We start from the raw sequence: 19285 nt of genomic DNA, 5'->3' as shown, positions 1-19285 counted from the left end.
TCATGACGATGACAATAGCGATAGACGATCAATGCCGGGTTGTTTCGATTAACGAGGTAGAACGGGGCCTTGTGTGTGGATGCCGATGTATTGAATGCAATGAGCCGGTAGTGGCCCGCAAAGGGCAGCAGCGTATTCACCATTTTTCCCATGTCTCGCAGAAGATGCCTTGCGAGGTCATGCCTGAAAGCTTTCTGCATCGGTACGCTAAACAGGTGGTTCAGGAGAGCCTGGGGTTGCAGTTGCCCCCACAGCCTGGTCATCAGCCTGATTCGGATGATCAGAGCTCATGGTGGGATTTTGAGTCGGTCGCGCAGGAAGTGTGGCTAGGGACGTTCAGACCTGATCTGGTCGCAGAGCTGCCGGATGGCCCCCTGCTAATTGAGTTCGCCTGCACCTCATATGTCGACGATGAGAAACAGGCGCGGATTGAGCAGTTGGGCATTCGCGCCGTCGAGCTGGATTTGAGTGGAATGCTTGTAACCCCGACAGCGGAAGGTCTGCTGGAACTCAAAAGAGCGATCTTGCATGACTCGACACTAAAGCAGTGGCTGTATCCGCTTCCTGAAGTCATGGGTGCTTGCGAGCCGAGGCCTCAGCCTGTTGAAAGCCCCATGGAGCCTGAGCCAAGTATTCAGCTGCCCGAGCGATTGAGGTACACGATCCAAGGGCTGTGGGTTGACCTGCGCGTGCTGGAGTTTGGCTCTGTCGTCGTTAACTCAGTGGCGTACAGTCCATTCATTGCTGAGCTGCTCAAGCGACTGGCACGGCAGTACAGCGGTCGATACGTCCCCAAATTCAGAAACTGGATGTTCCCCTCTTGGGCTGGCGAGCTTATTCGGCATGAGCTAGAGACCATGGCGGATCGTGAGCTTCTTCCACATACCAGAGCGCCGTCTGCATTAACCACGTCTTCTGCTCCGGTCACCCAGATTGATGTTGGAGGCTACCTGGATGCTCGGGTGATTCATCAGCAATACCTCGCTGGGCTTGCTCCTCAATGCTTACCCCAGGGTGAGTTCGGGGCGCGGCATTTCGGGACAGGTCTAGATTGCGATGGGCTGGAATGCTTTTTTCAGGCCAGCGGGGTGGAGATATTGGGTGTTGAGGTTATTCGGGTGCAGGGGCAGATGGACTTCGCTTACCGACTGCGCCGTTGAGCAAAGCCTGGGGAGAGCTTCAGGGGAGCAGGCCATGGCGGGCAGGTACTGATATTGCGGATGTTGATGCAGGTAATTCGGTAGGCCTCTGTACAAGCATGCACAAGAGGCGTGAATTGTATGTGTATGCTCCAGAGGACTCCTCTCATGTGCAACCTCAACAGGCTGACCAGCCTGCGCACATGGCCTCGTTGATGGCATCAACACGACTGAGCGGCAGACCTGTCTCTTCTGGAATCCACTCTGCATAGTGATCTTTAAGCATCTGGTCATCGGTATGCCCCAGTTGCTTGATCACCCATTCCGTTGGGGCAAAGTGAGACAGTGCTCGGCTGGCAAAAGTATGTCGGCACTGGTTAAGACCCCGGTAACGAACGCCAACGGCTTCTGTATGTGCTTTGAACCAGCGATCCAAAGCACTTTGGCTCCATGGTTTACCTGTGTGCGGATTCGTGAAGAGCAAGTTTACGGTTTCGTGCCGTAGGGAGAGGTTGTCCAGGCGGATGATTTCGAGGGACTGCATAGAGTGATGCTGAGTATCAGCCAGGATCTCTTCGAGCAGCTCAATGGCGGGTTCCAGCAGATCGATTTCCCGCCGACGAGCTTTCACCTTCGGAGCCTTATGCTCGCCGTGAACATGGGCTCGATTAACCTTGAGCTTCTTGCGTTTGAGATCGACGTCTTCAGCCGCCAGCGCCACCAGCTCGGATCGAGACAACCCCAGCCAGCAGTTGAGCACTAGCATACGTGCCGTGATGCGCTGACTAGGATCGCCATTCAATAGTTGTTGCATCTCATCGAGCGAGAAGGGATCCGCTTTACTCTCGCGCTCAAGGAGGTGGTTTTCGATTCCTTCGGCACGATTACCGCTTGTAATGCCATTGCGAGAGGCGTCAAACCATACACCGCGGACGACGATCAGCACGTCGTTGGCGGTCTTTGGCGATACCCCTTGCGGGTTCTCTCGGCTCCTCACGAGCCGATTTCTAAACTGTTGCAGCTCCTGCGTTGTTACGTCGGCCAGCCGCTTTTCGCCGAAGGCATTAAGCACATGCTTAGCACGGCTGCTGTAGTTAACCGCAGTGGACTTGGCCTTGCCGCTGCGCTGAGTTTCCAGCCAGCTCTCTACCCCCTCTCTGACGGTCATATTTGCCAACGAGTTTGTTTTGCTCCGGGACGCGGTCTGCTCTTGGTTAATCGCTTGCGCATGGCGTGATTCAGGGAAGAAAGCTCGATAGTCAAACCGTCCCCTGGAGATAGCTTCGAGCACTTGCCCTCGAAATCGAGCTGCAAGGGCAATGCTGAATTCATCCAAATTGTCACGCGAGACGATCTCGCGGCAGCGCTCGCCGTTGTACATAAAGCTGATGCGAAGAGCCTTGCCGTGTTGCTCTACCCCTTCAGGTAGCGAGGGCTGCTGGTTGGCTGATAGCAGGTTTTCGGTCGTGGCTTGTGGACTCATTTCATACCCCGCAGAGTCGCAAGCAAAGGTGAGATTACCCTGCTTTATGGGATAAATATATTCCATATTTTCATTTTGATCAATTGCTAATGTGATAATTTGGGGTTGGCAGCACCCTTCATGTGGCGTGGGGCTTGGTTTTCGCCGCAAGTAGGTCGTCTGAAGGGCCAAAAGCGAGGGGCTGTTGTCGAATTTCAATCGTCCCGGATGGTTACGGGTTAACAGTTAGGAGAATCACCATGTACCAGCTCGCAGATCAGGTAAACGGCCTATTTGGTGAAATCTATGCCTCCATCGAAGAAGCCGAGGCTGCTTTAGAAACCCTAGTTTTGGAGCATTTGGATGGGGAGAAAGAGGTGGTACTGATAGAGATTGAACAGGCAGCGGTAAGGAATTGCCGCGATCCTCTAGACCTCACCGAGGCCGAGTTGTCTGCCCTTGCCGGGTCGCGCATCCGCAATTCTCACTCTATCGAGGAGGTGCTCGAAGCGAATCTCAACGTGTGACAGAGAAGAAGATCTGCCTGATCGCTATGGTTAATTGATTTGGTGATGCGGAGGGAAAGGCGGAATGAAAAAAGCCAGGGCGTTAGCCCTGGCTTTTTGACTGCCTATTCGGCAGGGGTGACGCACGGTACAGCGGGTATCTTCAAACTGCCTATTCGGCAGAGGTGACGCACGGTACAGCAGGTATTATCAAACTGCCTATTCGGCAGAGGTGTCGCTCGGTACGGCTGAGTGTCTCTAAGCTGCCTATTCGGCAGAAAATCACAGCACCGCCTGCTAGGGAGGTGCCAAGCTTGCAGTTACTAAGTTAGCCAACCTTTCTCTATCTGTCAACTCGTAGTGATAGAAAAATTTAATCATAGTATACTAAGTATACTGATGCGTGTACGGGTGGCTTTGCCCAGCGACACCTCGCGGGTGCCTGGATGGTGTCTGTGGGCTCGTTGATGTTGGACGAAATCGCCCCGGCTTTTTGGCAAAAACTTTACCGTCCGTCGGTCGTATTCTGATTTTTCTTTGCTGGGAGGCTGAAATGTACGAAGCCCTAGTGCTGCAAGGGATTGGTGTGTTTTTCGAAGGGTTTTTCACCCTCTGATAACTACCGTTCGTCGGCTTTTTAGAGAGGGGGGAGTTGAAAAAAAATTTTGAGGTCGGATCTATATATTTGAGAGCAAAGAAAAAGCGCGTTACCTCCAGCCCCATTTTTCCCTTCAGTTTTTTCTTCGTATCCGCAGGCGAAGCTAACGCCAATACCGCTCGAAAAGCAGAGGAGAAAGACGCCAGCCGCTCCTCTGGGTTCGGGAGCTCGTCTTCTTCGCAGCCGACAGGCTGCGGCTTAAGCTTTGAAATCAAAAGCTGCTTTAACGAGAATTTTTTTGACTTGAAGCCTGTAGATGGTTGTGTTTCACAACCATCTACAGGCTTCAACCCCATTCAGGGATCCAGCCCACTCACGTCGAGGCAAACAGGGGTGAACATGATTCAGCTCGATCTCAGTACTAATGATGCCGAGGCGCTCCTTCACCATGCACGGACATTCAAGCCAAAAAGCTCTGACCCGCGCGAAGATATGCGTCTGCAAGACGCTCTGGATGACTTGGTTGAAGCGATTGAGCGGCATTTCCACGAGGCAGCTTTACAGCGCTGTGATTGAATCTGGGGTCATTCATAGAGCCAGGGCTTGAGCTCATCAAGATTGGCCACAACGATTTGCTGCGCGCTGGCACGAGGCTGAATTTTGTGCGGATCGAGCTGATAGCGCTGTAAGACGTACTGTGCCAGTGCTCCGCGAGTTGGAATTACGAGTTGGCCTTTCGTCATTCCGTAGTCCGTTTCGATGATTTCTCGCTGCGATTGACTGAGTCGAGAGTCGGGCTCAATGGTGATGACCACTTGCGCTGACCACCCAGCATCCATCTCGCGTGTCCAATCGGATTTCCCGAGGGGCTCAAGCTCGCCGCGGAAACGGCTTAGAACAAAATCACGGTAGTCGCCATTCTTCTCGCAGAAAGCCCGAACATGCCAACGCATCCCACTAAATACCAACGTGTGAGGTGCGATGAGGCGCGTCTCCGGGATCGGGCTGCTTAGGGATACGTACTCGCACTCCAGGCGTAGGCCCTCACGGCATGCGCGGAGCAGGGGGCGCAGGATCTCCGGCCTTATTGAGCGATCAGGTACCTGAAGAATTTCGGTGTGAGCATAGGCCAGTGCCAGCCCTTCGATGTGAGCTTCGCGTTCGTGGTTCTGATTTAGGAGTCGCAGGTAGTCGCTGGCACTGTCATCAATGAAGCGTGGCTTGAATGTCTTGGCAGGCACATATCCCTTTAAATGCCGGTCGTATACCAGATTTTTGGGGGCGTGCTCGTTGATGTAGGTGTTGATGTCTTTCGACGCTTGCTGCCTGCTGATGCCAAAGCTCTGCATCAGGTGATTAGTCGTGAGACGCCCCTCCCACCAGACCACGGTCTCGATCAATTGATAGCGCAGTGCCAAGTCCCAGCGGACTGACTCGATCTGTTGTGAGCGTTTCACGTAGCGAGGCCTGAGCAAAAAGTTTACGTGTATATGCAGACAGAGTGGATGTGTAGCGAGAATTTACATAGCATCATGCCTATTGAAGCAGAATTCTGTCCGCCAGGGGTGTGATAGCCCCTATGATTTGCGCTCTTGCGCAGCATGATGAGATTCAAAAGCGATGATCAAGGATGCACAAACCATTGCCGAGCTGCGAGTGCTCGTCGGTTACCTCGGTGAGCAGCAGCCAGCCTGGTGGCCGAGCCAGTTTTTTAGCCCTACAGCCGCAGCTTTCCTTGGGCCAGTTTTCGCTCGTTCAACCTCGCTCGCCCAGTATCAGGGTGTGACCGCAGCTGCTGCTCGTAAGCATGAGGAGCACATAGGTGAGGGACGAACCTTCCATTTATTCAGGCTCCCGGAGATATTCGAGCAGTCAGCTGCTGGGGTTTTCTCAGATAAAGCCTTCGAGTCTAGAGTCCGCACATTGGTTGCAAGTCGCGATCAGGCTTTGGGTCGCTTGGCAGAGCTTGCGGGTGGCCCTGTCAGCGCCAGTGAAGGGCCTGTTGTTGTCGGTGATTTGACTGATGAGCTGAGCGATGCGCTGGAGTCTTGCGCCGCGCTGTACCTGGATGCCTTTAAGAAAGGTATCCAGTGCTTCCCATTCTTGCGGGAGGCGCAGTGAGCGCAGTGCGTTATTACACCACCCAGCTCCAAGCAGGGTTGGGGCTTATTGAAGAAACGCGCTTACTGCTTGGGCTCTATAAGCCTGGTATCAGTACGAGTGAGTTATCGGACAAGGCGCTAGCTTCCGGCCTTTTTCCTCTGGTGTCGGCCCGTCGCTTGCACAATATCGTCAGCGAGTGTTTTGCCCCGCGCTTTCTGCGAACGCCGGGTACTGCTGGCTCGCTTAAGAGACTGGCAGCCAATCTGACGCGTCAAGAATTCAGCCAGCTCCTGTTCCTGTACACCGCGCGCGCCAACCTGATTCTGGAAGACTTCGTCCGTGAGCAATACTGGCAGCACTACAGTGCCGGGCGTGACAGCCTGACCTTGGACGAAGCGCGTGAGTTTGTGCTGACAGGTGTACGCAAGGGCAAGACTCAGAAGCCTTGGTCTGACACCACCATCAAGCGGATTTCCTCCTATCTGATGGGCTGCTGCGCTGACTACCAATTGCTGTCGGCCAATACTCGGGGGCCTCGCCGGATTCTGCCATTTCGAATCCTGCCCAGAGTGGCTGCCTATGTAGCCTACGACCTCAAGTTTCAGGGCCTGGGAGACAACCAGATCGTTGGCCACAGCGATTGGCAATTGTTTGGCCTTGAGCGTGAAGACGTGCGTGAAGAACTCAAGCGCCTCTCGCTGCAAGGCTTTCTGATCATGCAGTCCGCTGCCGACGTTACTCATATCAGCTGGACGCACAAGCACATGGACGAGGTGATCGATGTCCTCACTCAAGGCTGACTTTAATGAGCTGATCGAGCGCATCCGCCAAGGGCGCGAATTCGGTCACGCCAGTTTCGAACCGATTTTCTATCTGGTGTTTCACCCGGAGCAGATCCTGGAAGTGAAGCGCCAGCAGCCGGCTTGGGAGGCGCGTCTGCGCAACGAGGGCTGGGATGTACACACCTTTTCAATCGCAGAAGAGATTGCCGACATTCTCGGCAAAGCGCCGCTGCGCAAGATCTGGCTGGCGGCAGACCAGCGTGCCCCTCAGTCCTGGGAAAAGACCAACGCCTCCCTGGCCAACGCAATAGCAAACGGCGCGCTTCAAGATCGCCTTGAGGCCAAGCTAGCCACTCTCGAAGATAAGCCCAAGGCCATCTTGTTGGTCTCCGATTTAGAGGCCCTGCATCCCTTCATGCGCATCGGTGTGATCGAAGGGAAGCTGCAAGGCAAATTCCATGTGCCCACCGTGTTTTTCTATCCCGGCGTGCGCACTGGCAAAACCCGTCTGAAGTTCCTCGGTTTTTATCCCGAGGACGGTAACTACCGCTCGGTACATGTCGGCGGCTAAGGAATAGAGGCAAGTATGGAAATCAAACAGCTTTTCGACCCCAGCAAAGACATCTACCGCAGCATCGAAAAGGTCATCACCTACGGCGTCTCTCAGGAGGCGCGTCTCAAGGCAGAGATCGCCGAGTATGTGGTGACTGACAGCATCGATGAGCAATTCAACAAGCTGCTGCTCAAGATGCAGGCTGCCATGGATGCTGGCGGTGAGAACGAGGTGGGCGTCTGGGTTTCTGGCTTCTACGGCTCGGGTAAGAGCTCGCTGACCAAATACCTTGGTCTGGCTTTCGACGACAGCATCAAGATCGATGGCGTCCCTTTCATTCAGCACCTGCAAGACCGCCTGAAGAAGACCACCACTCGCCAGCTGCTGAGTACTGTCGCCAAGCGCTTCCCGGCGGCTGTCTTGATGCTTGACCTGGCCAGTGAGCAGGTGGCTGGGGCCACCATGGAAGAGGTCTCCACCGTCCTCTACTACAAGGTGCTGCAATGGGCCGGCTACTCGCGCAACCTAAAGGTTGCTGCGTTGGAGCGCAGACTGAAGATAGAGGGGCGTTATCAGGAGTTCCTTGATCTGTTCAAGGACATGGCAGGGGGCGAGGAGTGGCACAACTACCGCAACGATGAATTGGTCGTAGACAGCCTGGTTCCTGCCCTGGCTCACCATCTTTACCCGAACTTGTTCAAAACGGAGAGCTCGTTCAGCACCGAAGCCAGTGAAGTCATTCGCTTTGAGAACGACCGTGTCCAAGAAATGCTGGAAATTGCCCGCGAGGCGTCGGGCAAGGATTACATCATCTTCATCATCGACGAAGTGGGGCAGTACGTCGGCTCGCGTCCGAACCTCATCCTCAATCTCGATGGCCTGGCCAAGAATCTCAAGGCATTGGGCGATGGCAAGGTCTGGATTATCGGTACTGCGCAGCAGACCCTGACAGAGGACGACCCGCGCGCCTCGCTCAACTCGCCGCAGCTATTCAAGCTCAAAGACCGCTTCCCGATCCAGATCGATCTGGAAGCTAATGACATCAAAGAGATCTGCTACACCCGCCTGCTGGGCAAGTCACCCCAAGGTGCTGCCGAGTTGGGGGCGCTGTTCGATCAGCATGGTCAGGCACTGCGTCATCACACCAAGCTAGAGGATGCTCGCGCATACGGTACGGATTTCGACAAGGCCACTTTCACCAACCTCTATCCCTTCCTGCCTGCGCACTTCGACATATTGCTGCACCTGCTGGGTGCCCTGGCGCGTTCTACAGGTGGCATCGGTCTGCGCTCGGCAATCAAGGTGATCCAGGATGTGCTGGTCGAGCCAGGCGAAGGCAAGACTCCTATTGCCGATCAGCCAGTGGGCTGGCTCGCTACCACCGTGACCCTGTACGACGCCCTGGAGAAGGATATCCAGCGCGCTTTCGTCAGCATCCACAAGGCAGTCGACAGCGTCTGCAAGATCCGTTTCAGCCACTCGCCAATCCACCAGAACATCGCCAAGACCGTGGGTGTTCTGCAAATTCTCGGTAACCTGCCGATCACTCGGCAAAACGTCAGTAGCCTGATGCATGACAGCATCGTCTCACCCAGCCAGGCGGAAGCGATCAAGCAGGCAGTTGAGGAGCTGATTACCGATCCCATCGTACCGTTTGGCGAGCAGGATGGTTTCCTGCGTTTCTTCAGCGAAAAGCTGAACGATATCGAGCAAGAGCGCAGCCAGATTCCGCTGCGAGCCGTTGAGCTCAAGCGCCTTGCCAACAATGCCCTGACGGCGGCTTACAACCCGCTCCCAAGCACCCAGCTACATGGCTCTCTGGCCGTACAAACCGGACTCAAGGCGCAGACTCAAGGCGGTATGCCGGTGGCGTTGGCGGGTGATCGCAACACCATCCAGACCATCGTCGAGCTAGTTGATCCCAAGGACTACGACACCACGCGTACACGCCTGGTGGATGAGTCGCGACACAAACAGGCGCAGTACCAGATTTACCTGGTTGGTCGTACCACTCCGGAAATTGATGATCTGACTGCGGAGATTTATCGCTGCAAAGAGATCGCCAACAAATACCGAACCGATCCCGACCAGGAGATCAAGGAGTACTGCAACGGCCAGGCGGATCGTGCCAACCGTCTGACTACAGAATTGGAGCGCCTGATCAAGCGCAGTTTGCTGCAAGGCTCCTTCATCTTCCGCGGTCAAACCAACGCTGTAGAAAACCTAGGCAGTGAGTTGGTAGATGCTGCACGCAAGCATTTGGCTGAAGTTGCTGAGCAGGTTTTCGACCGTTACGGCGAAGCTCCTGTGCGGGCGGCCACCGAGCTTGCTGAGAAGTTTCTGCGAGCAGGCAGCCTTACCGCTATATCAACGCCAATCGATCCGCTCGGCCTGGTGCAGGTCAACGCCGGCAAGGCGAGTATCCGCACCGACCACAAGGCGCTGGTCAGCATTCGTGATCATATCGACCGTCTTGGTGTCGTCGAGGGCAAGAGCCTGAGCGACAGATTTGCCGATGCGCCGTTCGGCTGGTCGCAGGACACGCTGCGCTACCTGCTTGCTGCTCTGCTGCTGGCGGGGGAAGTCAAACTAAAAGTCGGTGGGCGCGAAGTCACCGTGAATGGCCAGCAGGCTATTGATGCGCTGAAGACCAACAACACCTTCAAGAGCGTCGGTGTCTCCTTGCGCGAGGACAAGCCTTCCATGGAGATGCTCGCTCTGGCCTCAACCAGGCTGACCGAGCTTTGTGGTGATTTGGTCGTGCCCCTTGAGGACGCCATCAGTAAGGCGACCACCAAGTTGTTCCCCAACCTGCAACAGCGCTATGCACCCCTGGCAGAAAAGCTCAAAAGCCTAGGTCTGCCAGGTGTAGATCGGCTGGACAGCTTGAGTCGCGATATCGCTGATGTGTTGCTCACGGATGCCTCTGATGCGCCCCAACGGCTGGGTAAGCAGGACTCGGCACTTTACGAAAACCTGAAATGGGCTGCCGAGGTACGCAATAGTCTGGAGCAGGGGCTTGAGCAGACCCTGCGTGACTTGCTCCAGCATCGCAGCGCCATCGAAGGGCTGCCGCAAACTGATATTCCTGCACAGTTGAAGGATGAACTGGCCGAGCCCTTTGCTCAGCTAGCGCAGCGCTTGCAGCAGCTGGACTTCCACTGCCACTCAGCCGATTTCAACACCCGCCTGACCCACCTACGTGCCCAGGTAAGTACAGCCGCTACCTCCATGCAGTCGGCGCAGGCCGAACGACTGAAAGAGGCGGAAGTCGATTTGCAGCGCGTACCTGAGTGGGTTGAGTTGACCCTGCAAGAGCAGCAGGAACTGCTTGGCAAGCTGGAAGGGTTGATTCTCCAGGTGCAGCCGAATATCTCTGGCCTGCAAGCACTGGTCAACCGCGACTACGAGATTCACAACCAGGTGCAACAACTCAAGCAGCGTATCGAGCGATTGGGGCGCGAGCGCCTGCAAGAGCGGATCAAGTCCGAGCAGCAGGAAAAGGAGCAGGAGGGTGCTCCAGAAGCCAAGACCATTACTCGCAGCTTCAAGGCCCGTGCGCGCATCACCTCTCTGTCCGACTTGGACGCCATGATCCAGGCGCTGCAAAAGCTCAAGAGCGAACTGAAATTCGCCCACGCCTTTGAGCTGGATGTGCAGGTGGAGGAGTAAACCGTGGCCTTTGATCAAAGCACGCGGAATCGACTGCAAAAGCTGGTCAGCGATTGCCGCAAGCTGCTCAGTGAAGAGTTCAGCATCCAGTTGCAGCAAACCTATGGCATCGATCCCAATAGCGGTGAGGTAGCTGACCTTGATCGGTTGACTCATCTATGCGACCGGGATCGGCAGACCGCCCAACTGCTGCGCGACACGCTCGCGCACTACCTGGCCGTAGATGCGGATGACAAGGCACATCGCATCGCCGCCATTGACCGCATTATTCGCGAACAGGCCTTTACCGTGCTTAACCGCTTGGCCGCCTTGCTGATGATGGAGGCGCGCGGTCTGCTTGCTGCGGCTGTGGTCAGTCAGGGGCAGCAGTCTCAGGCCTTCGAGTTGTACAAGATGGTCTCCGGCAGTTCATTGGGGGAAACCGGTGAGGTTTATCGTACCTTCCTGTTCAGCCTGTTCGATGAGTTCGCCATAGATTTGCCGGCATTGTTCGATCGCTATGCTGCCCAGGGCCGTCTATTCCCTCGCGAGCCAGTGCTGCTTGAAGTGTTGGACGTGTTGAACCACCACGAGATTCAGCCGCTGTGGGCGGAAGATGAAACCATTGGCTGGATTTACCAGTACTTCAACTCAAAGGAAGAGCGTAGGGCCATGCGCGATGCCAGCCAGGCGCCGCGTAACAGCCGCGAGTTGGCAGTACGCAACCAATTTTTTACCCCACGCTATGTGGTGGAGCTCCTGGTTGACAACACTTTGGGGCGGATTTGGTTCAATGCCACTGGCGGTCAAACCAAGTTGCGAGAGTGTTGCCAGTATCTGATGGTAAAGCCAGATGAGCATCCGCAGACTAGTGCTCACTTGCGCGACCCACGTACCCTTAAGCTGCTTGATCCAGCCTGTGGCTCCATGCACTTTGGTCTTTATGCATTCGACCTGTTTTTGCAGATCTATCAGGAAGCTTGGGACTGGGAGCAGGCTAATGGCCCAGGCTCTCTTGATGTATCAACCCAACCGAAAACCAGTTTTCTTCCGCTCTGTCAGACCTATACCGACCTTGAGGCTTATCTACGCGATGTGCCGAGGCTGATCGTCGAGCACAACATTTATGGGGTAGATATCGACCCTCGTGCTGCACAGATAGCCTCGCTGGCGCTCTGGCTGCGAGCGCAGCGTGCTTGGCACGATGCTGGGGTCAAGGCGCTGCTGCGTCCAGAAGTGGGGCGTGGCCAAATTGTTGCCGCTGTACCGCCTCCCGGCGGCAAGGGGCTGAGGCTGAAATTTGCAAGCAAGTTAGATGGCAATGATGCCTTGCTATTTGAGAAAACCCTTCAGCTTCTCAAAGGTCTACCTGAGTTGGGAGTGTTATTGAGGGCTGAAATTGAGTTGCCACACCTTATTCGACAGGTCTATGGCGGTGCTGGTTGGGGGTTGTTTGCTGAGGAAGAGTTAGAGACTTGGCAGGTTGCGGAGGAGCGATTAAGAAGTTCTCTTGTCGAATTTTCAGAGCAATATAATGAAACTTACCAAGGTCGCCTATTTGCTCGCGATACTTTGGAGTGTTTACGTCTAGTCGATCTTGTCGGGGAAAAATTCGACGTAATAGTTATGAATCCACCCTTTGGTGCTGTTTCTGAGGGGGCCAAAGGCTATGTGTTCAAAGAATATCCTCTCGATAAAATAGAAATTGCTGCTTGTTTTGTTTCTAGATGTCAGGAACTGCTTTCTGATAAAGGGTTAGTTGGTGCTATAACAAGTAGGACTTTTATTTTTTCTGAAAGCTTTCAGCGCTGGCGCGAGAGCTTTATGTCTGGGCTTGATATTTGTGCGGATCTTGGGTTTGGGGTTTTGGATGCATTAGTAGAAACTGCTGCATACACAATTTGTCATAATCATGATGGAGTGGCGAAATTCATTCCTCTTGTAAATTCACCACAAAAAGAACGCGACCTTCTTGATTCGGTTTCAAAGGAGCGAGGTTTCTCTGGTGGTGATGGAAAAATTATATTTCGCCCGCGATCTTCTTTTTCTAAGTTTGGCACCGAATGGTTCTATTATTGGCTTTCGGAGAGTCTCCTGGCGTCGGCGGAGAAAATGGAGGCTAGGAAGTCCGGGGTTATCGGGAAGTCAGGCTTGCAGACATGTGATAATTTTAGATTTGTCCGCTTGGCATGGGAGTGCGCAGTAAGTACAGGTTTTGATAAAGATTGGCCAAGATTGACAAAGGGCGGGGAGTATCAGCCGTTTTGGGGGGATGTCTATTTGGTTGCTAATTGGCGGAGTGATGGCTCCGAAATGAAAGCATTCATAGAGGCTTCATATCAATCTTGGTCAAAGCAAATACCAAGTGTGAATTTATATTTCAAGCCCGGGCTCACTTATAGTGAAAGAACTACGAGCTCCTTAAGTCTGAGAGTATTGCCTGAAGGCTGCCTCTTCGATAAGAAAGGGCCATATGTTGGGCGTGGAGCTGGGTGTGATAATCAGGAAGATATGTTGGTGTTCTTGGGGCTTAGTTATACCTATATTTTTAGGTGTCTCGTAGATTCACGCGTCGGATTGAGGGATGCTACTGAAGCTGGCAGCCCTGCCAGAGACTATATGCCTTCAATGGTTGAGCGTCTGCCTCTTCCTAGCCTGAATGATGCTGAGCGAAAAAATGTAGTCCAATGGGTGAGGGGATGTATTGATACTCACCGATGGATGGGTTCCCTTAGTGTTACGGACTCCCTGCACTGTGGTTTTCCTGGCTTGGCCTCAGCTCAAAGCCTCCAAGATTATCTTGTTGTGCTGGGGGGTAAGCTTGCTGAACGACTTAAGTTGTTATACGTAGGTCTAGAGTTTTCCGACAGATTAATGAATGATAGGTTCGGCTTGTCGGTAGTCGAGCATAGTATGCTTGTGGGGACTTTTGGCCCTGAAATCAATCCTTATCAAGATTGTACTGATGCTGAGGGGTTAGATGGTGTTGATGAGTATATAAGATTGCCAGAGTCAGAGTTGGTGAATTTGGTTGGCAATAAGTATGGTCTCTTTACAAATATTTTGAAGCAATCTTATGTTGGAAGTAGAAAGCTTGAGTTGATTTCGTATCTTTGTGGTGTAAGTCCGCTCAAGGTTATTGATAGGGTTGGTTCGCTTGAATGGCTTTTTGATGGTAGAGATGTTTGCGAGAATATTTTAGATTATTTTGTGGGTGTGGCGTTTGGGCGGTGGGACTTAAGCAATTGCTTTGGCTGGAATGATTCTTTTGATGAGTCATTGCCGTTTAATAAGATTCCTGTTGTTCCGCCTGGTTTCGTAATAAATAAAAATCATTCTGGAAGCGGCGTTATCCTTGTAGATGACGCTGGTAGCTCATTTGATCTTGTTTCCAGGGTTCATGGTGTATGCGAGCGTCTTTGGTCTGCGAATGGGGATATGGATCGTTGCCAGAAAATAGAAAACGAAATTCTTGATAAACTTAATGTTTATGACTTTAGGTCATATTTCAAAGATAGTTCTAGATTTTTCGACGATCATTTGAAGCGATATTCAAAAAGTCGTCGAAAAGCCCCAATTTATTGGCCGCTCGCGACTGCTTCTGGCAGTTACACGCTTTGGCTCTATTACCCCGGTCTCAGCGATCAGACGTTGTTCACCGCCGTCAACGACTTCGTTGACCCCAAACTGGTGGATGTCCGTAAGGAACTGCAAACGCTTCGTGATAAGGGAGCTGGCCGTAGCAAGCAGGACGAGAAAAGTCTGGAGGCGTTGGCCAGTCTGGAGCACGAACTGGCCGACCTGCGTGATAGCCTGCTGGAAATTGCTCCTAACTACCGCCCCAACCACGATGACGGAGTCCAGATCACCGCCGCCCCGCTGTGGAAGCTTTTCCGCCACAAGGCCTGGCAGAAGGTGCTTAAAGACACTTGGGCGAAGCTGGAAAATGGCGACTACGACTGGGCGCACCTGGCGATGAATTACTGGCCTGATCGTGTGCGCGACAAGTGTGTCACCGACAAGTCGTTGGCTATCGCTCATGGGCTGGAGAATCTCTACGTTGAACCTGAGCCAGTCGAAAAGAAAACACGGGGCCGTAAGAAAGCAGGGAGCACCGAATGAGCATCATGCAGCAGTCCAGCAAAGCCCAGGACAGAACCTTGGGTGTCTGGTTCCAGAGCATTCAGCAGGGGCAGGTAAAGCTACCGCGTTTCCAGCGTTTCGAAGCATGGGATCGCAACCGGGTTACCGGCTTCCTCAACACCATCATTAACAACTTGCCGGTTGGCGTGACCTTGGCGCTTGAGGTTGGGGATCAGGAAAAGTTTGAGTCGCGTTACATCTCCACTGCTGAGCCTGCGGTAGAAGGGCGTGTGAACCAACACCTTCTGGATGGTCAGCAGCGTCTTACGGCTTTCTGGCGCTCGATGCATAACAACTACAAGTGGGAAACCTACTTCGTCTATTTGCCGCAGTTCGACCGTTACTACGAACAGCCCGGTGATGAGGTTGAGGTGTGCTGCATTCCCCGGTGGATCAACAAGAATGGTCTGCGTATGCCGCGCTGGGCAGATGATTCGCGCAGCAGCTTCGAGCGCGGGTTTGTGCCCATATCCCTCCTGCGTCCTGGTGACTTGGTGAGCGAGATTGATGCTTGGTTGGCCAGCGCCACTAACCATTTGCGCCCCAGTAAGGACGACCCCGATGCGTGGGACAAGATGGAGAGCTACAACGCACTGCGTGAGCAGTTCAAGAACGAGCTGAACACCCTGCGTGAGCGGGTGACGCACTTCAACTTGCCTTACCTCTCGCTACCGGCTGACACGTCCAAGGAAGTAGCACTCCAGGTGTTCATCAACATGAACACCAACAGTAAGCCTCTCTCGCTGTACGACATCATCGTCGCGGAGGTTGAAAACGTCGCTGGGCGCTCATTGCACGAGCTCCAGGTAGCACTGGGTGAGAAGTGCCCGGACGTTAGCCGCTACAGTGACCTGAGTGACCTGATTCTCTCCACCTCTGCGCTGCTTCAGGACAAGATCTCCAATACCCGCGGGATGGTAGAAATGTCCAAGCAACTGATGTTGGACAACTGGCCAACGCTTGAGCGTGGCCTGGAGCGCATGGCTGCGCTGCTAGCTAGCCAGGGGGTTTATGACGCGGCTAGGTTGCCGACCAATGCGGTGCTGGCCGTGATAGCCGCTAGCTATGCATTGATCCCTGAGCATGGAGATTTCTTGGGTAACGCTGAGAAGCTCCTTCGTCGTTATCTGTGGTCTTCCTTTTTCACTGACCGGTATGAGAATTCAGCTGCATCAAGAGCCTTTGCAGATTTCAAGGCGATGAAAAACCTTCTGCAAAAGAAGGATTTCAAGGATGAGGATCTCGCATCTGTACCCGTGCTGGATCGCGCTCAGCATCCGCTGGCCACTCTCGATGAGCTGATGAGTGCAGGTTGGCCGAAGGGAACCGGTATCGAAGCACGAGCCATCATGGCAGTGACGACCTACCTCGGGGCAGTTGATTTCGCAGATCACAAGGCGGCCTCTTACGAGAGCTTGCAGAAGCGTGAATACCACCATGTTTTCCCTGATGCTCTGCTTGCCGAGGCTAAGATACCGAGCTATCTCGCCCTTAACTGTGCCCTGATCACCTGGAAAACCAACCGCAGTATTGGGCGCAAGGATCCTCTCGACTATTTGAAGGATCGTGTGGACTGGGCTGGGGAAGACACCGTTCGCAAGCGTCTCAAAACTCACCTGATCGATTATGACGTTCTGGCCAAAGCTCATTACGGTGTGGCTACTGATGAAGCGTTCGAAAAGCGTCTGAATGCCGACTTCACCGCATTCCTGCATAACCGGGCCAGGCTGGTCGAGGCAGCGATGCAGCAGTTGGCTGGGGGGGAGTCTACTGACGTTACCAGTCTCTGGTCGGTACTCGAATCTGTTGAAGAGGCAGTTGTTTGATGAGTGTTCAGACCTTCATTCAACAGGAAATCTTTTTTCCGCGACTCGCGAAGCGTGGCGTGCTGGTGGTATACGACCCTGAGCGGCGCTACCGGGAAACCTGCCTTGCGCTGGCCGATGAGCGCTGTGAGGTAGTTGACGCTTCCGAGAGCAGCATTCTGAGCCGTGAGCAGGCGATCATAACGTTGCTGTCCCTAGGCAAGGGGCAGGTCGACAGGTTGCTGGTATACGTTCCAGCCGCGCAGCCGCTGACCGAGGAGGCCAAACAGGCTGACCCTTTTGCAGCGGTAGGTGCGTGTGGTGAGGTGTTCCCGGGCGGTGACAGTGACAGCTTCTTTAGCCTGTGTCTAAAGGCCAAGCCAGATCAGACCATGGCGATCCGACAAATTTTTGAGTCAGATCCCAACCCGAGCTTTGCCGTGATAGACGCCGTCGGTGGCGGCCTTGGCTGGCCGAACTTGCGTGCGCTTCTCAAGGTAGAGTCGAGTCGCGACATCCTCTTTGCGCTGCTAGCGCCAAGTGCCCAACAAGAGTCTGCCCTTAAGGGGAGTGATGCTTGGGTGAGCGAAGCGCGCGATCTGCTGAAGAACTCAATTGGGTTGTCTCTCAAGACGAAGGGGAAGACCTGGTCTTCTATTGCTACTGAGTTGTGGCGCTTCGTTTTGTTCAGCGAGTTTGTCTTTGATCTACCTGACCAGTTGCCGGCTGCGTTGGTCGACATTCCTCGTGCAGACACCATTGCCAGGGCCGTAATTGAGGGGCTCTGTGACGACCTGCGCAATGATCGCCGCACCCAAGGCCTGTATATCGATAGAGCTGAGGAAATTGAGGAGGAGCTGGGGCTCATCGGACACTGTGCTCAGCTAGCTGACTTGGGGCAGCGGGATACTTTCCCCTTCGAGGAACGCACCTTCCTTAATCGTGCCATTTCCGCAATCTTGGCTGACGACACCGACCAAGTGCGGAGGATTCTTGAGCAGCACCAACGTTCTGTATGGACGGGGAAGGGCGAGAGCCGTGGGCAATGGGACTTGCTGCGTTCAGCGCTTGACTTGATCCAGAGCTGTGATGATTTGGATCGTCAGTTGGGGGATCACACTCGTAGTCTGGAAACCCTGCTGGAGTTTTACGTGAGCTCACTGCGAGAGGTGGATCGCCTACATCGTGAGTTCGAGCAGGCCGTCAGCGACTTCGAGTGGCAGGATACTGATGGTGTGATGACCTCAGTGAAGCAGCAAGCACGCAAGCAGTACGGCAAATTGGCCGAGAAGGTTCAGCTGGTCTTCACCCGTCATTTGCAAAATAGCGGATGGCCGCTCCCAGGCTATCTCGCCAACGCAGATGTTTTTGACCGTTTGGTTGCCCCTAGGCTGCAACAGAATGGCCGCAAGATCGCCTACCTGATGATTGATGCCCTTCGCTATGAGCTGGGCGTCGCCTTGGAGCGTCAGCTCGCCGAAGATGGCATTGTCGAGCTGAAAACAGCTCTGGCTCAGCTGCCCAGTGTGACGCCGGTCGGTATGGCCAGCCTATTGCCAGGTGCTGGTCAGCAGCTGTTCTTGCGCAATGCTGATCAGAGCATTGTGCCGATGCTGGGCGATCAGGTTGTCAATACCGTGGCCCAGCGCATGGAGGTGATCAGGAAACGCTACGGTCAGCGGTTCGCCGAAGGCAGGCTTGAAGACTTTGTTCGGGATCGCATTGATTTTGATGCGGACATCGACCTGTTGGTGTTGCGCGCTGTGGAGATCGATAGCCACTTCGAGAACCACCCTGATACCGCTCCCGCTGAAATCACTAATGCGTTACGGCGTATTCGTGTGGCGATCCATAAGCTTACCCAGCGTGGCTTCCATGAAGTCGTGATCGCAACTGACCACGGTTTTTTCATGAACAATCATGCTGGTGCCGGTGATGTGAGTTCAAAGCCATCTGGGGATTGGTTAGTCGTTCATGACCGCTGCGCACTGGGAGACGGCAGTGCCGACTCCAATCACCTGATTCTCAGCGCTGAAAAGTTGGGAATACGGGGCGACTTCGCCAAGTTCGCGGGGCCGCAGACCTTAGCGGCCTATCGCAATGGCCTGCTGTACTACCACGGTGGCGCATCGCTGCAAGAGTGCGTGGTGCCGGTCATCACCATGCAGCTGAAAGCCCAGGAGCAGCCCAGTTTGAATAAGGCTGCCATCAACATCTCCTACAAGAACGGTGCAAAGCGCATTACTACGCGTGTTCCGGTGATCGATGTGGTCGTTGATGCTGCGGATATCTTCTCTACGGAGAGTGACTTCGAGATTCTGCTAGAAGCCCAGAACAGCAAGGGTGAGGTAGTAGGTGAGGCTAAGGCTGGTGGTGTTGTGAACCCAGCAACGGGTACGCTGACCCTCCAGGCAGGTGAGAAGGTACAGGTCACTCTGAAAATGCAGATGGAGTTCGAAGGCAAATTCAAGGTGAAGGCTCTGAACCCGAAGACTAATGCCATCTACAGCCAAATTGAGCTGGAAACGGACTACGCGGTGTAA

Annotated in this window: 12 protein-coding genes; 10 read left to right on the top strand and 2 right to left on the bottom strand. The window is 54.0% G+C overall.

Annotation, left to right across the window (positions count from 1 at the left end):
• The first annotated feature begins 110 nt into the window (after positions 1 to 110).
• Complete coding sequence (locus WG219_10965; protein ID WXL23879.1) at positions 111 to 1160, top strand: hypothetical protein; 1050 nt, start codon at positions 111 to 113, stop codon at positions 1158 to 1160.
• Between the two features lie 157 nt (positions 1161 to 1317).
• Here WG219_10965 and WG219_10960 read toward each other — a convergent pair whose 3' ends face one another.
• Complete coding sequence (locus tag WG219_10960; protein WXL23878.1) at positions 1318 to 2820, bottom strand: DUF3596 domain-containing protein; 1503 nt, start codon at positions 2818 to 2820, stop codon at positions 1318 to 1320.
• A 41-nt stretch (positions 2821 to 2861) separates the two neighbouring features.
• Between WG219_10960 and WG219_10955 the strand changes: the two genes are divergently transcribed.
• Both WG219_10955 and WG219_10950 read left to right on the top strand, forming a co-directional pair.
• Positions 2862 to 3128 carry a hypothetical protein gene (locus WG219_10955; GenBank protein WXL23877.1) on the top strand — a complete coding sequence of 89 codons (267 nt, stop codon included), beginning with the start codon at positions 2862 to 2864 and terminating at the stop codon, positions 3126 to 3128.
• 631 nt (positions 3129 to 3759) lie between these two features.
• Positions 3760 to 4281 carry a hypothetical protein gene (locus tag WG219_10950; GenBank protein ID WXL23876.1) on the top strand — a complete coding sequence of 174 codons (522 nt, stop codon included), beginning with the start codon at positions 3760 to 3762 and terminating at the stop codon, positions 4279 to 4281.
• 8 nt (positions 4282 to 4289) lie between these two features.
• On the opposite strand, the gene WG219_10945 is transcribed toward WG219_10950, so the two are convergent.
• Positions 4290 to 5162: a WYL domain-containing protein gene (locus WG219_10945; GenBank protein ID WXL23875.1), complete on the bottom strand. Its 873-nt coding sequence runs from the start codon at positions 5160 to 5162 to the stop codon at positions 4290 to 4292.
• Positions 5163 to 5325: 163 nt separating this feature from the next.
• Here WG219_10945 and WG219_10940 point away from each other — a divergent pair, with 163 nt between their 5' ends.
• From WG219_10940 to WG219_10910, 7 genes are read left to right on the top strand one after another with little or no spacing between them, the layout of a single operon-like run.
• Complete coding sequence (locus tag WG219_10940; protein WXL23874.1) at positions 5326 to 5826, top strand: BrxE family protein; 501 nt, start codon at positions 5326 to 5328, stop codon at positions 5824 to 5826.
• Positions 5823 to 6608 carry a DUF1819 family protein gene (locus WG219_10935; GenBank protein WXL23873.1) on the top strand — a complete coding sequence of 262 codons (786 nt, stop codon included), beginning with the start codon at positions 5823 to 5825 and terminating at the stop codon, positions 6606 to 6608. Before WG219_10940 ends, WG219_10935 begins: the two co-directional genes overlap by 4 nt.
• Entirely contained in the window at positions 6589 to 7161 is a 573-nt protein-coding gene (locus WG219_10930; GenBank protein ID WXL23872.1) for a BREX protein BrxB domain-containing protein, read from the top strand. Before WG219_10935 ends, WG219_10930 begins: the two co-directional genes overlap by 20 nt.
• A gap of 15 nt (positions 7162 to 7176) precedes the next feature.
• Positions 7177 to 10815, top strand: coding sequence for a BREX system P-loop protein BrxC (gene brxC, locus WG219_10925; GenBank protein ID WXL23871.1), 3639 nt, complete (start codon positions 7177 to 7179; stop codon positions 10813 to 10815).
• 3 nt (positions 10816 to 10818) lie between these two features.
• A complete protein-coding gene (gene pglX, locus WG219_10920) occupies positions 10819 to 14916 on the top strand; it encodes a BREX-1 system adenine-specific DNA-methyltransferase PglX (GenBank protein WXL23870.1) in 4098 nt (1365 codons plus the stop codon).
• The gene (locus WG219_10915) at positions 14913 to 16763 is read left to right on the top strand and encodes a DUF262 domain-containing protein (protein ID WXL23869.1); all 1851 of its coding nucleotides are present in this window, start codon (positions 14913 to 14915) and stop codon (positions 16761 to 16763) included. Before pglX ends, WG219_10915 begins: the two co-directional genes overlap by 4 nt.
• Positions 16763 to 19285 (top strand): PglZ domain-containing protein, encoded by a 2523-nt coding sequence (locus WG219_10910; GenBank protein ID WXL23868.1) that lies wholly within the window; start codon positions 16763 to 16765, stop codon positions 19283 to 19285. Before WG219_10915 ends, WG219_10910 begins: the two co-directional genes overlap by 1 nt.

Source organism: Pseudomonas mendocina (assembly GCA_037482215.1).
GTDB lineage: Bacteria > Pseudomonadota > Gammaproteobacteria > Pseudomonadales > Pseudomonadaceae > Aquipseudomonas > Aquipseudomonas mendocina_E.
Note: the sequence above shows the minus strand (reverse complement) of the source record. Positions and strands in the feature narration are given on the sequence as shown.

Coding starts and splice junctions, on each gene's coding strand:
- WG219_10955 (WXL23877.1), top strand. CDS start 2,862: ATGTACCAGCTCGCAGATCAGGTAAACGGCCTATTTGGTGAAATCTAT.
- WG219_10940 (WXL23874.1), top strand. CDS start 5,326: ATGATCAAGGATGCACAAACCATTGCCGAGCTGCGAGTGCTCGTCGGT.
- WG219_10930 (WXL23872.1), top strand. CDS start 6,589: ATGTCCTCACTCAAGGCTGACTTTAATGAGCTGATCGAGCGCATCCGC.
- brxC (WXL23871.1), top strand. CDS start 7,177: ATGGAAATCAAACAGCTTTTCGACCCCAGCAAAGACATCTACCGCAGC.
- WG219_10915 (WXL23869.1), top strand. CDS start 14,913: ATGAGCATCATGCAGCAGTCCAGCAAAGCCCAGGACAGAACCTTGGGT.
- WG219_10910 (WXL23868.1), top strand. CDS start 16,763: ATGAGTGTTCAGACCTTCATTCAACAGGAAATCTTTTTTCCGCGACTC.